The organism is Methylobacterium jeotgali, from assembly GCF_022179345.1.
In the GTDB taxonomy this organism is placed as follows: Bacteria; Pseudomonadota; Alphaproteobacteria; order Rhizobiales; family Beijerinckiaceae; genus Methylobacterium; species Methylobacterium jeotgali.
Genome location: NZ_BPQR01000018.1, coordinates 18,434 through 32,085 on the forward strand (window position 1 = coordinate 18,434; position 13,652 = coordinate 32,085).

Annotated in this window: 16 protein-coding genes; 10 read left to right on the plus strand and 6 right to left on the minus strand. The window is 72.1% G+C overall.

Annotated elements, in window-relative coordinates:
* Positions 1-7 precede the first annotated feature (7 nt).
* The 3 genes from MFF04_RS05650 to ilvC all read left to right on the plus strand — a co-directional run bounded on the left by MFF04_RS05650 (position 8) and on the right by ilvC (position 2,435).
* Complete coding sequence (locus MFF04_RS05650; protein WP_238274474.1) at positions 8-649, plus strand: glutathione S-transferase family protein; 642 nt, start codon at positions 8-10, stop codon at positions 647-649.
* Positions 650-750: 101 nt separating this feature from the next.
* Positions 751-1,392: a TetR/AcrR family transcriptional regulator gene (locus MFF04_RS05655; protein ID WP_238274475.1), complete on the plus strand. Its 642-nt coding sequence runs from the start codon at positions 751-753 to the stop codon at positions 1,390-1,392.
* Between the two features lie 23 nt (positions 1,393-1,415).
* On the plus strand, positions 1,416-2,435 hold the full coding sequence (ilvC, locus tag MFF04_RS05660; RefSeq protein ID WP_238274476.1) for a ketol-acid reductoisomerase: 1,020 nt from the start codon (positions 1,416-1,418) through the stop codon (positions 2,433-2,435).
* Between the two features lie 57 nt (positions 2,436-2,492).
* Here ilvC and MFF04_RS05665 read toward each other — a convergent pair whose 3' ends face one another.
* On the minus strand, positions 2,493-2,948 hold the full coding sequence (locus MFF04_RS05665) for a winged helix-turn-helix transcriptional regulator (RefSeq protein ID WP_238274477.1): 456 nt from the start codon (positions 2,946-2,948) through the stop codon (positions 2,493-2,495).
* 37 nt (positions 2,949-2,985) lie between these two features.
* Between MFF04_RS05665 and MFF04_RS05670 the strand changes: the two genes are divergently transcribed.
* The 3 genes from MFF04_RS05670 to MFF04_RS05680 all read left to right on the plus strand — a co-directional run bounded on the left by MFF04_RS05670 (position 2,986) and on the right by MFF04_RS05680 (position 4,914).
* The gene (locus tag MFF04_RS05670; RefSeq protein ID WP_238274478.1) at positions 2,986-3,603 is read left to right on the plus strand and encodes an FMN-dependent NADH-azoreductase; all 618 of its coding nucleotides are present in this window, start codon (positions 2,986-2,988) and stop codon (positions 3,601-3,603) included.
* Positions 3,604-3,697: 94 nt separating this feature from the next.
* Positions 3,698-4,351 carry a pyridoxamine 5'-phosphate oxidase family protein gene (locus MFF04_RS05675; protein WP_238274479.1) on the plus strand — a complete coding sequence of 218 codons (654 nt, stop codon included), beginning with the start codon at positions 3,698-3,700 and terminating at the stop codon, positions 4,349-4,351.
* Entirely contained in the window at positions 4,348-4,914 is a 567-nt protein-coding gene (locus MFF04_RS05680) for a hypothetical protein (protein WP_238274480.1), read from the plus strand. Before MFF04_RS05675 ends, MFF04_RS05680 begins: the two co-directional genes overlap by 4 nt.
* Before the next feature lie 21 nt (positions 4,915-4,935).
* On the opposite strand, the gene MFF04_RS05685 is transcribed toward MFF04_RS05680, so the two are convergent.
* Positions 4,936-5,538 (minus strand): glutathione S-transferase family protein, encoded by a 603-nt coding sequence (locus MFF04_RS05685; RefSeq protein ID WP_238274481.1) that lies wholly within the window; start codon positions 5,536-5,538, stop codon positions 4,936-4,938.
* A gap of 73 nt (positions 5,539-5,611) precedes the next feature.
* Here MFF04_RS05685 and MFF04_RS05690 point away from each other — a divergent pair, with 73 nt between their 5' ends.
* Positions 5,612-6,316, plus strand: coding sequence for a helix-turn-helix transcriptional regulator (locus tag MFF04_RS05690; protein ID WP_238274482.1), 705 nt, complete (start codon positions 5,612-5,614; stop codon positions 6,314-6,316).
* Here MFF04_RS05690 and trpS read toward each other — a convergent pair.
* The 3 genes from trpS to MFF04_RS05705 all read right to left on the minus strand — a co-directional run bounded on the left by trpS (position 6,304) and on the right by MFF04_RS05705 (position 9,058).
* A complete protein-coding gene (trpS, locus tag MFF04_RS05695; RefSeq protein ID WP_238274483.1) occupies positions 6,304-7,365 on the minus strand; it encodes a tryptophan--tRNA ligase in 1,062 nt (353 codons plus the stop codon). The genes MFF04_RS05690 and trpS overlap by 13 nt on opposite strands.
* Before the next feature lie 89 nt (positions 7,366-7,454).
* Positions 7,455-8,234, minus strand: a complete 780-nt coding sequence (locus tag MFF04_RS05700) for an endonuclease III domain-containing protein (protein ID WP_238274484.1) — start codon at positions 8,232-8,234, stop codon at positions 7,455-7,457.
* Between the two features lie 53 nt (positions 8,235-8,287).
* Positions 8,288-9,058 carry a GyrI-like domain-containing protein gene (locus tag MFF04_RS05705; RefSeq protein ID WP_373319963.1) on the minus strand — a complete coding sequence of 257 codons (771 nt, stop codon included), beginning with the start codon at positions 9,056-9,058 and terminating at the stop codon, positions 8,288-8,290.
* A 202-nt stretch (positions 9,059-9,260) separates the two neighbouring features.
* Between MFF04_RS05705 and dapF the strand changes: the two genes are divergently transcribed.
* Complete coding sequence (dapF, locus tag MFF04_RS05710; RefSeq protein ID WP_238274485.1) at positions 9,261-10,148, plus strand: diaminopimelate epimerase; 888 nt, start codon at positions 9,261-9,263, stop codon at positions 10,146-10,148.
* Positions 10,148-11,374: a tRNA (N(6)-L-threonylcarbamoyladenosine(37)-C(2))-methylthiotransferase MtaB gene (gene mtaB, locus MFF04_RS05715; protein WP_238274486.1), complete on the plus strand. Its 1,227-nt coding sequence runs from the start codon at positions 10,148-10,150 to the stop codon at positions 11,372-11,374. The genes dapF and mtaB overlap by 1 nt, the downstream gene beginning before the upstream one ends.
* On the opposite strand, the gene MFF04_RS05720 is transcribed toward mtaB, so the two are convergent.
* Complete coding sequence (locus MFF04_RS05720; RefSeq protein WP_238274487.1) at positions 11,371-12,108, minus strand: RluA family pseudouridine synthase; 738 nt, start codon at positions 12,106-12,108, stop codon at positions 11,371-11,373. The two genes, mtaB and MFF04_RS05720, sit on opposite strands and share 4 nt — an antisense overlap.
* Positions 12,109-12,151: 43 nt before the next feature.
* Between MFF04_RS05720 and ftsY the strand changes: the two genes are divergently transcribed.
* A complete protein-coding gene (gene ftsY, locus MFF04_RS05725) occupies positions 12,152-13,624 on the plus strand; it encodes a signal recognition particle-docking protein FtsY (protein WP_238274488.1) in 1,473 nt (490 codons plus the stop codon).
* Positions 13,625-13,652: the final 28 nt, after the last annotated feature.

Sequence of the window (13,652 nt, forward strand, 5' to 3'; positions counted from 1 at the left end):
CGACGCCATGACCGCCACCCTCTACTACGCGCCCGGCGCCTGCTCGCTGGCCTCCCACATCGCGCTGGAGGAGGCGGGCGCGCCCTTCGAGGCCGTGCGCCTCGACCTCGCCAAGGGGGAGCAGCGCTCGGCGCAGTATCTTTCCGTCAACGAGCGCGGCCGGGTGCCGGCTCTCGTCGAGGGCGATTGGGTGCTCACGGAGAATACCGCCATCCTGCGCCACATCGCCCGCGCGCACCCGCAGGCCGGGCTCTGGCCGGAGGACGAGCGGGGGCAGGCGGTCGCCGACGAGTGGCTCGGCTGGCTCTCGACCAGCCACCATACCGCCTACGCCCATATCCGCCGCGCGGGCCGCTACTGCGACGACGAGACGATGCATCCGGCGATCGTGGCCAAGGGCCTCGAAACCTATGCCGACCTCTGCACCATGACGGAGGTGAGGCTCTCGAACGGCGGCTGGGCGCTGGCCGAGCGCTACAGCGTCGTCGATCCCTACCTGATGGTGTTTTGGAACTGGGGCCGCGGCCCGGCCTGCGGCTTCGACATGGCGAACCGCTTCCCCGCCTGGACGGCGCATGCACGCCGCCTCGCCGAGCGCCCGGCGGTGCGGGCGGTATTCGCCCGCGAGGGGCTGGCGCTGCCGGCCTGACCGCGCGTCCGATTCGGATGCGATCGGTCGCGGGGCGTCTTGCGGCGGGATCCCGACGGCGGTAGAAGCCGAACCGTACGGTACGGTACGGACCTCGCCGGATGCTTTCACCCTCTCCATCGGAGCCGCAGACGCCCTCGCCCCGTCGGCAGGCGGTGCTCGGCGCCGTCCTCGCGCTGATGGTCGAGGAGGGCGACCAGCTCACCATGGATGCGGTCGCCCGCCGGGCGAGCTGCTCCAAGGAGACGCTCTACAAGTGGTTCGGCGACCGCGACGGCCTGCTCACCGCGACGGTGCAGTGGCAGGCCGCCCAGGTGCGGGCCGACCGCTACGACGGCCAGGCCCTCGACGTGGCGAGCCTGCGCGAGAGCCTCGAGGCCTTCGCCGCGACCTGGCTCAGCGTCATCGCCAGCGAGACCTCGGTGGCGCTGAACCGAATCGCCATCGGCCACGCCGCCGCCCGCAAGAGCAACCTCGGCGGCATCGTGCTGTCTAACGGCCGCTTCGCCATCGGCGAGCGCCTGAAGCCGGTTCTGGAGGCGGGCCGCGCCGCCGGCCTCCTCGCCTTCGAGGATAGCGAGGAGGCCTTCCGGACCTTCTTCGGCCTCGTCGGCCGCGACATCCAGATCCGGCTGCTCCTCGGCGACGCGCTCGGCCTCGACGAGGCGGCGATCGCCGGGGAGGCCGAGCGCGCCGTCGCCCAGTTCCTGGCCCTCCACGGCCGGGCACCCTCCAACCCCTGAAACGCCAACCAAGGAGACCAACCATGCGTGTCTATTACGATCGCGACGCCGACCTGAACCTCATCAAGGGCAAGAAGGTCGTCATCGTCGGCTACGGCAGCCAGGGCCACGCCCACGCGCTGAACCTCCGCGACTCCGGCGTGAAGGACATCGCCATCGCGCTCCGCGAGGGCTCGGCCACCGCCAAGAAGGCGGAGCACGAGGGCTTCAAGGTCATGAACGTCGCGGACGCCGCCAAATGGGGCGACGTGGTGATGATGCTCACCCCCGACGAGCTCCAGGGCGACATCTACAAGGAGTCGCTGGAGGCCAACATGAAGGAGGGCGCCGCGCTCCTCTTCGCCCACGGCCTCAACGTGCACTTCAACCTCATCGAGCCCCGCAAGGACCTCGACGTGCTCATGGTCGCCCCGAAAGGCCCCGGCCACACGGTGCGCGGCGAGTACCTCAAGGGCGGCGGCGTGCCGACCCTGATCGCGATCGCGCAGGACGCCTCGGGCAACGCCCACGACCTCGGCCTCTCCTACGCCTCGGCCAATGGCGGCGGCCGCGCCGGCATCATCGAGACGACCTTCAAGGAGGAGTGCGAGACGGATCTCTTCGGCGAGCAGGCCGTGCTCTGCGGCGGCCTCGTCGAGCTGATCAAGGCCGGCTTCGAGACGCTCGTCGAGGCGGGCTACGCCCCCGAGATGGCCTACTTCGAGTGCCTCCACGAGGTGAAGCTCATCGTCGACCTCATCTACGAGGGCGGCATCGCCAACATGAACTACTCGATCTCGAACACCGCCGAGTACGGCGAGTACGTCACCGGCCCGCGCATCGTGACGCCGGAGACCAAGGCCGAGATGAAGCGCGTCCTCAACGACATCCAGTCGGGCATCTTCACCCGCAACTGGATGCTGGAGAACAAGGTCGGCCAGACCTCGTTCAAGGCCACCCGCGCCAAGCTCGCCGCCCACCCGATCGAGGAGGTCGGCGCCAAGCTCCGCGGCATGATGCCGTGGATCTCCGAGAAGGCGCTGGTCGACAAGTCGCGCAACTGAGCCGCAACAGTCCCGTACGACGCGAAGCCGGTCCCGAGAGGGGCCGGCTTCTCTCGTTCAGCCCTCCGCCAGGGCGGGGGCCACGTCCTCGGGCCGACCGGCGTCGTAGCGGGCCTGGGCGGCATCGATCTGCGCCATGTGCGCGAAGGCCCAGGCGCCGAGCGCCTCCACGGGCTCGGCCAGGGAGCGCCCGAGCCCGGTCAGCGCGTAGTCGACCCGCGGCGGGATCGACGGCGTCACCTTGCGGCTCACGAGCCCGTCGCGCTCGAGGTTGCGCAGGGTCAGGGAGAGCATCCGCTGCGAGATGCCGTCGATCCCGCGCTTCAGCTCGCTGAACCGCCGCGGCTGCGCGCGCAGAAGCATGATGACGAGCACGCTCCACTTGTCGCCGATGCGTGACAGCACGCGCGACACCTTGAGACAGTCGCTGGTCTGATGTTGGGGCGTCTCGGTCACATCGATGTAACCTTGGTCACATTTCTGTGCCGCCTTGCGGCGGGCACGGGCGTCCATATCATCCCGCGGTATCGGAAAGGAACCGGGTACCGCAATGAAACTTCTCCACGTCGACAGCAGCATCCTCGGGCCGGGCTCGGTCTCGCGGGAGCTGACGGCGCTCATCATGGCGCGACTGACCGCGGGTGGCGGGGCCGAGGTGATCTACCGCGACCTTGCGGCCGAAGCGCTGCCCCATATGAGCGCGGCGAGCCTGCCCGGCGCGCACCCTCTCTCCGCCACGGCCGAGCCGCAGGACGACGCGGCACGCGCCGTGCGCGAGACGAGCGACCGGCTGCTGGAGGAGTTCCTCGCTGCGGACACGGTGGTGATCGGCGCGCCGATGTACAATTTCGGCCTGCCCACGCAGCTCAAGGCCTGGATCGACCGGCTCCTCGTCCCTGGCAGGACCTTCCGCTACGGCGCGAACGGACCGGAAGGGCTCGCAGGGGAGAAGCGGGTGATCGTGGCGCTCGCCCGCGGCGGATTCTACGGGCCCGGCACGGCGCAGGTCTCGGCCGAGCACGTCGAGAGCTACCTGCGTACGGTCCTCGGCTTCGTCGGCGTGCGCGATCCCGAGTTCGTCCTGGCGGAGGGCATCGCCTCCGGCGAGCACAACAAGAGCCGCGCCCTCGCCTCCGCCCGCGACGCCGTCGGCCAGCTCGCGGCGTGAGCCCGACCGCCCCGGCATCGGTTGCCCGGTGCCGGCTTTGCCGCCACGATGGCCCCGGACATGCGGGAGCAACCCGCGGTCCGGGAGGACATCCATGGCATCGCTCTACACCGACGCGCACCGCGCGTTGCAGGCCGAGTTCGGTACGACGAAGCTCGCCGACCGGCTCGACACCGACTGGGTTCACGAGACCGTCAGGGAGGACGAGGCGGCCTTCATCGGCAGCCGCGACTTCTTCTTCCTCTCGACCGTCGACCCGGACGGGATGCCGACCGTCTCCTATAAGGGCGGCGGGCCGGGCTTCGTGACCGTCGTCGACGCCGCGACGCTCGCCTTCCCCGGCTACGACGGCAACGGCATGTTCTACTCGATGGGCAACATCGAGGGTCAGGCCAAGGTCGGGCTCTTGTTCATCGACTTCGAGACGCCCCACCGGGTGCGCGTCCAGGGCCATGCGAGGATGCTGCGGGACGATCCCCTGATGGCCGGCTACAAGGAGGCCAAGTACCTCGTGAAGGTCGAGGTCACGAAGATCTGGGTCAACTGCCCGCGCTACATCCACAAGCACCAGCGCATCGGGCTGAACAAGTACGTGCCGACCCCCGGCAAGGAGACGCCGCTCGCCGCCTGGAAGCGCCTGGAGCTTGCCGGCGACGTGATCAGCGACGAGGACAAGGCCCGCGTCGCCAAGGAGGGCCGCCTGGAGGTCTCCGAGTATCAGGCCCTCGTCGCCCGCGGGGAGGCGTGAGCGACCCCAGCGCCGGAGAGCCTCCCGCAACCGAGGCCGAGGGGCGGCGCACCGTCCTCCTCGTTCTCGCGGTGTTCGGCACGATCGCGCTGATCTTCGGGTCGATCGCCGGGGGCGTGCTCGTTCTCGGCGAAGGCCAGAACGACGCCGTCGCCATCATGGGCGGAGGAGCATGGCTGACGGCCACGATGATCGCGGCGATCGTCCTCGCGGTTCGGGCGGAAGCCCCGCGCGGCACGCTCCGGCGCCGGGCCTTCGAGGAGTCCGGTGTCTGGATCGATCCGGACGCCCGAGCGGCCGGGGCGGGACTGTCCGAGGGGGTCGAGTGGGAGGGAAGGACGAGCCTCGCCCTCGACGCCCCGGGGCCGATCCGCGTCCTGGCGGCCTCCGGCCTCACGCTCCCCGTCGCCGCGGCCACGCTCTACGCCCTCGGCCGCATCACTCCGATCGGCCTCGTCATCGACTTCGGGCTCGCGGGCTTCCTCGTTTATATGGCGTGGCTCGCCCGCGCGGACCGGGACAAGCGCGACCGGGCGGATGCCGGCCCCGGCCGCGTCGACTGAGCCGGATACGGCCTCCGGGCGCTACGCCTTCACCGCCTCCGCGTCGAACCGCGCCGCATAGGCCGCGCCGGGGCGGTCCGCGCAGCGGTCGACCCAGGCTTCGATGACCGGCACGCCGGGCTTGCCGAACCAGGCGTAGGGCGAGTGCAGGAGCAGGTCCGCCGCCGTGAAGCGCTCGCCCAGCAGGTAGGGGCTCTCGGAGAGCGCCTGCGTCAGACGGGCCTCCATCTCGGCCCGGCCCCGGAAGGTGGCGTCGAGGACGGGATGCTTGAGGCCCGTGGTCTCCAGCACGAAGACCGGCTCGACCACGCCCGCGTACCAGGCGAGCCAGCTGAGATACGCGCCCCGCAGCTTGTGTCCGACGGGAATGGCGAGCCCGGCCTCCGGGAACAGGTCGGCGAGGTGCTGCACGATCGCGCTCGACTCCCAGATCTGCACGCCGTCCTCGACGAGGAGCGGCACCTTGCCGTCCGGGTGGGGGTTGCGCGGGTCGCGCCCGCCCGAGCCGTCCCTGCGCGGGATGGTGACGATCTCGATCCGCACCCGGTCGAGGGCGTCGAGCTCCTTGAGGAGGGCGACGATCCGGGTCGAGCGGCTGTTGGGAGAGTGGAAGAGCGTGAGCATCGGCTGGCCCCTGTCGTTGGCTGACGAGGGGCGCTATACCGGGCCACTCCTGTCAGTTTCCGTCAGTTGCGCGATGGCCAGGACCGACCGGCTCTTCCGCCTCCTCCACGCCATGCGCGTGCTGCCGGCGCCCGTCACCGCGGCCCGGCTCGCGGAGGAGACCGGCGTGTCGCTCCGCTCGATCTACCGGGACATCGACGGCCTGCGGGCGGCCGGCGCCCGCATCGACGGCGAGCGCGGCTACGGCTACCGCCTGGTCGAGGACCCGGCGCTCCCGCCCCAGACCTTCGACCGCCTGGAGATCGAGGCGCTGGTGCTCGGCCTGGCGGAAGTGGGGCGGATGGGCGACCCGGCGCTTGCCACCGCCGCCGCTTCCGTGCTGGCCAAGGTCGCCGCGACCCTGCCCGACCGCAGCGAGCAGCACCTCATGCACGCGGTCTCGCACGTGTACCGCTTCCGGGAGCGCTACGCGCCGGCCGTCGACATGGGCACGATCCGGGAGGGCTGCTGGGCGGAGCGGGCGGTGGCGATCCGCTACCGCGACCGGGACGGAACGGCGACCGCGCGCACGATCCTGCCGCTCGCCATCGTCTACCTGGAGGACCGGATGGCGGTGCTCGCCTGGTGCTGCCTGCGCGAGGCCTTCCGCATGTTCATCGCGGACCGCATCGCCTCGGTCGAGGCGACGCCGGCGAGCTTCCGGCCGCGGCGTGCGGCGCTGCTGCGGGACTATCTCGCAGAACTGAGCGCGGGGCGCCGCACCTCTCAGACCGCCTGAAGCCGCGGGCCCCGGCGCACGAAGCCGACGATGTCCTTGACCGCGTCGAGGGTGGGCGCGGCGATGGCCTCGGCCCGCTCCGCGCCGTCGGCGAGCACCGCGTCGATATGGCCGGGATCGGCGCAGAGCCGCTTCATCTCGGCGCCGATCGGCCCGAGCCTGTCGACGGCGAGGTCGACCAGCGCCGGCTTGAAGCTCGAGAACTGGGCGCCGCCATACTCGGCGAGAACCGCTTCCCGGGTGGTGCCGGAGAGCGCCGCGAAGATGCCCACCAGATTGTCCGCCTCGGGCCGGCCCTTCAGCCCCTCGACCTCGGAGGGCAGGGCCTCCGGGTCGGTCTTGGCCTTGCGCACCTTCTGGGCGATGGCGTCGGAATCGTCCGCGAGGTTGATGCGCGAGTAGTCCGATGGGTCGGACTTCGACATCTTCTTCGACCCGTCCCGCAGGCTCATCACCCGCGCCGCCGGCCCGCCGATCAGCGGCTCGGTGAGCGGGAAGAACGCCTCGCCGTGGCCATGCGCGGCGATCGAGCCGGCGAAATCCGTGTTGAACTTCTGCGCGATGTCGCGGGTCAGCTCGAGATGCTGCTTCTGGTCCTCGCCCACGGGCACGTGGGTGGCGCGGTAGGCGAGGATGTCGGCCGCCATCAGCACGGGGTAGTCGTAGAGCCCCACGCTCGCGTTCTCCCGGTCCTTGCCGGCCTTGTCCTTGAACTGGGTCATGCGGTTCAGCCAGCCGAGGCGGGCGACGCAGTTGAGCACCCAGGCGAGCTCGGCATGGGCCGAGACCTGACTCTGGTTGAAGACGATGGAGCGGTTGGGGTCGATGCCGGCGGCGAGGAAGGCGGCGGTGACCTCGCGGATCTGACCCTTCAGCGCCTCCGGGTCCTGCCACAGGGTGATCGCATGGAGGTCGACCACGCAGTAGAGGCACTGCGCGTCCCGCTCCTGCATCTCCACGAAGCGCTTGATGGCGCCGAGATAGTTGCCGAGGTGCAGGTTCCCGGTCGGCTGCACGCCGGAGAAGACGAGTTCGTTGAAGGCGGCCATCGGGCGCTGTCCCTGGGCCGCGGCACCGCGCCCGCAGGGTGGGCGCGACCTTGCGGCGGCGGGGTTCTCTACCGCGCGATCCCGGCCGGTCAAGGCGCGGGCGAGGCCGGGCGCGTCGCGGAGGCGGAGGGGCAGATGTCGGCGAGCGGGCAGCGGCCGCAGGCGGGCCGCGCGTGCCGGCAGGTGTCCTGCCCGTGCAGCATCAGGACCTCGTGATTGTCGTAGAGCTGTTGCGCGCTCCAGTCGGCGGGAAGCTGCGCCCGCAGGATCGGGTGCGAGGGTCCCACGTCGACGCTCCTCGGGATGAGCCCGAGGCGCTGCGCCACCCGGTGGTGGTGGCTGTCGACGGGCAGCGCCGGCATCCGCAGGGTCGAGAAGGAGAGCACCGCCGCGCTCGTCTTCGGGCCGATGCCGGGGATCGCCTGGAGCCAGGTGCGGGCCTCCTCCACGGGCCACTCCGCCAAGAAATCGAGGGATAGGGCGCCCACCCGCTCGCGGACCGCCAGGAGCACGGCGCGGATGCGCGGGGCCTTCAATTCCGGCCAGGTGACGCCGGCGATCAGCGCCTCGATCTCGGAGACGGGCGCCTCCAGAACCTCGGCCCAATCGGGAAAGCGCGCTCGCAAAGCCTTGAAGGCGCGACCGGAATCGGCGTTGCGGGTGCGGTGGGAGAGGAGCGAGGAGATCAGCTCGCTCAACGGGTCGAGGCTGTGGAAGTACGGGATCGGGCAGTCGTAGACCGCGCAGAGCCTCCGGTGGACGAGGAGCGCCTTCTCGCGCAGGTCGGGCGAGGGAGAGGGCGCCGCCGCGCGGGAGCGGCGCGGGGGCGGAGCGTCGAGGAAGGACTTTTGGGGCGATGGGATCGGCATCCCGGCGGAATCCGCCGGGAGTCGCGGTTGTTCCCAGATCCGCTCGTCGCGGACTACTTCACCAGGGCGTAGATGTTCACGTCGAGCTTGTCGTCGGCCTTATCCGAGAGGTCGGTGACGTACTCCTCGATGAAGCGGTCCTGCACCACCACGTCCTTGGCGTCGAGATAGGCGGTCAGGGTCTCGTAGGTGCCGTCGATGGCATCGTACGAGCCCTTGTGCGGGAAGCGCAGGGCCTTGCCGCTCGGGGTGGTGCCGAAGCGGACGCCGTCGCCCTCCGGCGGCTTCGCATCCGGCGCCCGCTCGATCGGCACCATCGCCTCGTACTGGAAGCCGTCATCCTCGGTGCGGGTGAAGACCGCGATCGGCCGGCCGGTCGGCGCGATGCCAGCCTTGGCGAGGTCCGCCTCGATGCGGGCGAAGGCGCCCTTGAGGCTCGGCACCGCCTCCTCCCACTTGGTGCGCCCGGCCAGGATCGCGGCGGGCTTGGCCGGCAGCGAGACCTCGTCCACGTCGTTGGCGTCGCCGGGCGTCGCCACGAGGGTCGAGCGGGTCGCCGTGGGCGCGCTCGCGGCGGGCGACGTCCCGCCCGGCGCGGGCAGGGGAGCGGAGGGCGCGAGCGCCTTGTCGGCCGCGGGCGCCGCCGACTTGTCCGGGTCCTTCGGCGGGTCGGGCTGGGTCGTCGTGGAGAGCGGGTTGGTCACGGCCGGCGGCGGCGTGTTGGAGGGTGGAGGCGGCGCGTTCTGCGCGCTCGCAGGCAGGGCGAGGCCGGCGCAGAGCGCGGCGAGGATCGGGCCGAACAGGGCAGGACCGGGACGCTTCACGGGCGACGCTCTCCAGGGCTCGCGGCAGCCGCGAATCGCGGTGCGGCGGATGGTCTCCCGGAAGGTAGTGGCGAAGGCCGCCTGCCGCGAGGGGCCCGCCGGGTCTCGTGATCGGCGACCGCGTGCATGGCCGGCCGCCTTGCCCTATACGGGCGCCCCATCCGCCTCCCGCCGAGAGACCTCAAGCCCGATCAAGGCCCGCATGAGCGCACTCGCCCACAGACGCTTCCTGAAGATGCACGGCGCCGGCAACGCCATCGTCGTGCTCGACCTGCGCGGCACCGCGATCACGGTCGAGCCGGAGGAGGCGCGCGCCATCGCCGCCGACCCCGGCTCGGCCTTCGACCAGCTCATGGTCGTGCACGATCCGCGGAGCCCAGGCACCGACGCGTTCATGCGCATCTACAACACCGACGGCTCGGAATCGGGCGCCTGCGGCAACGGCACCCGCTGCGTCGCCTTCGCCATGCTCGACGACCCCGCCATGGCGCGCCCCGCCGAGAGCGGGCGCCTGACGCTCGAGACCAGCGCCGGCCTCGTCGAGGTGAAGCGGGTGGCCGAGCGCTCCTTCACCGTCGACATGGGCCGGCCGCGCCTCGCCTGGAACGAGATCCCGCTCCGCGACCCCTTCCCCGACACCCGGCGGATCGAGCTCCAGATCGGGCCGATCGACGATCCGATCCTGCATTCGCCCGGCGCGGTCGGCATGGGCAACCCCCATGCGGTCTTCTTCACCGAGCGCGATCCCGACACCTACGACCTCGCGCGGATCGGGCCGCTTCTCGAGAACCACCCGATCTTCCCCGAGCGCGCCAACATCTCGGTGGCGCAGGTGACCGGGCGCGACCGAATCAAGCTCAGGGTCTGGGAGCGGGGCGCCGGGCTCACCCTCGCCTGCGGCACGGCCGCCTGCGCGACGGTCGTCGCCGCGTCGCGCCTGCGCATGATCGACCGGCACGCCACCGTCTCGCTCCCCGGCGGCGACCTCGCGGTGGAGTGGCGCGCCGACGATCACGTGATGATGACCGGCCCGGTCTTCCTGGAAGCCGAGGGCACGCTCGCGCCGGACCTGTTCAGGCCGGGCGCCTGATGGCCGTCGAGACGCTGAGCTTCGGCTGCCGCCTCAACACCGTCGAGGCGGAGACGATGCGGGCGCATGCCGGCGCGACGGCGCAGGGCGACCTCGTCATCGTCAACACCTGCGCCGTCACGGCAGCCGCCGGCCGCGAGGCCCGCAAGGCGATCCGGCGGCTCGCCCGCACCCGGCCGAGGGCGGAGATCGTCGTGACCGGCTGCGGCGCCGAGGTCGAGACGTCGGACTATTCCGCGATGCCGGAGGTCGCCCGTCTCGTCGGCAACGGCGCGAAGCTCCTGCCGGAGACCTGGAGCCGGGCGGCCCCCGAGCAGGGGCCGGGGCGGATCATGGCGGTGCGCGAGGCGCCCCCCTCCCGGATCGCCGGGATGGAAGGGCATACCCGCGCCTTCGTGCCCGTGCAGAACGGCTGCGACCACCGCTGCACCTTCTGCGTCATCCCCTTCGGCCGGGGCAACTCCCGCTCGGTGCCGCTCCCGGCCGTGGTCGAGCAGGTGGCGCGGATCGTCGAGGGCGGCGGCCGCGAGGCGGTGCTCACCGGCGTCGACCTGACGAGCTACGGCGCGGACCTGCCCGACGCGCCCACCCTCGGGCGGCTGGTGCGGGCGATCCTGCGGGGCGTGCCGGGCCTCGCGCGGCTGCGCCTCTCCTCGATCGATTCCGTCGAGGCCGACCCGGAGCTGACGGAGGCGCTCGCCGGGGAGCCCCGGCTGATGCCCCATCTCCACCTCTCCCTCCAGGCCGGCGACGACCTCGTCCTGAAGCGGATGAAGCGCCGCCATTCCCGCGCCGACGCGGTCCGCTTCTGCGCCGAGGCGCGCCGGCTGCGGCCGGGGCTGGTGCTCGGCGCCGACCTCATCGCCGGCTTCCCCACCGAGACCGAGGCGCAGTTCGCCCGCACCCTCGACCTCGTGGCCGAATGCGGGCTGACGCATCTCCACGTCTTCCCCTACTCGCCCCGACCCGGCACGCCGGCCGCGCGGATGCCGCCGGTGGCGCCCGAGGCCGTGCGCGAGCGCGCCGCCCGCCTGCGCGAGGCGGGCGACCGGGCCCGGATCGCCCATCTCGACGGCGAGATCGGACAGGTCCGGCGGATCCTCGCCGAGCGCGGCGGCACCGGCCGGACGGAGGCGTTCACGCCGGTGCGGCTTTCCGCCGAGCCGGGCACCATCCTCGACGTGAGGATCACAGGCCACGACGGGCGCTCACTGCGCGCCGCTTAAGACATCTCCGCGTCCCCGGCCGCCATCCCGCAGGCCTCTAGTCCCGCCCGCATGTGCGCGGGCACCGGCGCCTCGACGGCGATCGGCTGGCGCTTCGGGTAGAGAGGCAGCACGAGCCGCCTTGCGTGGAGCTGGAGGCCCGGCCCGCTCGTGCGGGGCCCGGAGCCGTAGATCGCGTCGCCCCGGATCGGGAAGCCCAGGGCGGCGCAGTGGACGCGCAGCTGATGCGTGCGGCCGGTGACCGGGCGAAGCTCCAGCCAAGTCGAGCTGCCGTCGCCCGTGCAACCGAGGATGCGCCAATGCGTGAGGGCAGGATCGCCCGCCGGGTCGGCCTTCATCCACCAGCTTCGCGGGTCGTCGGAGCGGCGCATCAGGGGCAGGTCGATGCGGCCCTCCTCGGTGGGAGGCGTTCCCTCGACCAGCGCCCAGTAGACCTTCTCGGTCTCGCGGCCGGCGAAGAGGCGGTTCAGCCGGGCGAGCGCCTTGGCGTGGCGGCCGAGCGCCAGGCAGCCCGAGGTGTCGCGATCGAGACGATGCACCGCCTCCGGCCGCCGGGGCAGGCCGAAGCGCAGGGCGTCGAGATGGTCGGTGAGGGTCTCGCCGCCCTTCGGCCCCGGATGCACCGGCATCCCCGCCGGCTTGTCGATGACGAGCAGCAGGGCATCGCGGTAGAGGAGCCGGACACCTATGTGTTGCGGGTCCGTGCGATGCGGGTTCGCCGGGTGCGGGGACATGCGCGTCGGCTATCGGAGCCGCCGCGCCGGAGCAAGGTCACGGATGAGTCGAGACGAGAAGCCGGGCTGGCTCGGCCGCCTGTTCGGGCGAAAGGGCGCGGAGGCCGAGGCGCCTTCGGCCGAGACGCTTCCCGTCGACTCGCCGGCCTCGGAATCCGAGGGTCGGCCGGACTTTGCCACCGGCGCCGACGACGTCACCACCGCGCCGCTGCCGCCGAGCGAGCCCGGCCCCGGAGAGGCCGGCAACGCCGTGCCCGACGCGGTCGAGGGCGCCGACATGCTGCCCGTCGAGGGCGAGCCCGAGCAGCCGCCCCCCGGCACCGCCGGCGACGACCCGGAGCGGGGCGCCGAGCCCGCCACCCCGTCGCCTCTGGAGCGAGAGCCGCTGACGGACGCGGACGCGGCGGCCGCCACGCCGGAGGGGCGCAGCTGGTGGAGCCGCTTCTCCGGCGCCGAGCCGCACGCTCCCGAACCCGCCGCCGAGATCGAACCGGCCGCAGGGCCGGCCGAGCCCGACATCCAGCCCATCGATTCCGCCGCGGCGCTGGCGAGCGACGCCGCCGAGGACACCGTACAGACGGAGCCTCGTGGCTGGTGGAGCCGCCTCACGCAGGGGATGCGGCGGACCTCGACGCAGCTCTCGGACCGGGTCACGGGGCTCTTCACCAAGCGCAAGCTCGACGCCACGACGCTGGAAGAGCTGGAGGACGCGCTGATCCAGGCCGATTTCGGCATCGAGACCGCGATGCGCGTCTCGGAAGCCGTGGGCAAGGGCCGCTACGAGAAGGGGATCTCCGCCGACGAGGTCCGCGCGATCCTGGCCGCGGAGGTCGAGCGGGCGCTCGATCCCGTCGCGGTGCCGCTGACCATCGATTCTTCGGCCAAGCCCTTCGTGATCCTCACGGTCGGCGTCAACGGCGCCGGCAAGACCACGACCATCGGCAAGCTCGCGCTGAAGCTCAAGGCCGAAGGCCGCAGCGTGATGCTGGCGGCGGGCGACACCTTCCGGGCGGCGGCGGTCGAGCAGCTCAAGGTCTGGGGCGACCGCACCGGCACGCCGGTGGTGACGCGGCCCGCCGGCAGCGACGCGGCGGGCCTCGCCTTCGATGCGCTCACCGAGGCGCGGGCGGCGGGCACCGACATTCTCCTCATCGACACCGCCGGCCGGCTCCAGAACAAGGCCGGGCTGATGGCGGAGCTCGAGAAGATCGTGCGCGTGATCCGCAAGGTCGACGCCGGCGCCCCTCACGCGACGCTGCTCGTCCTCGACGCCACCGTCGGCCAGAACGCGCTCAGCCAGGTGGAGCTGTTCTCGCAGGCCGCCCCCGTCTCGGGGCTGGTGATGACGAAGCTCGACGGCACCGCGCGGGGCGGCATCCTCGTGGCGCTCGCCGCCAAGCACGCGCTGCCGGTGCACTTCATCGGGGTGGGCGAGGGGGTCGAGGATCTGGAGCCCTTCGCGGCCAGGGACTTCGCCCGCGCCATCGCCGGGCTCGGAGAGCGCGATGCCGGTTGACCGCGGCGCCCCGGCGCGACCACAACCG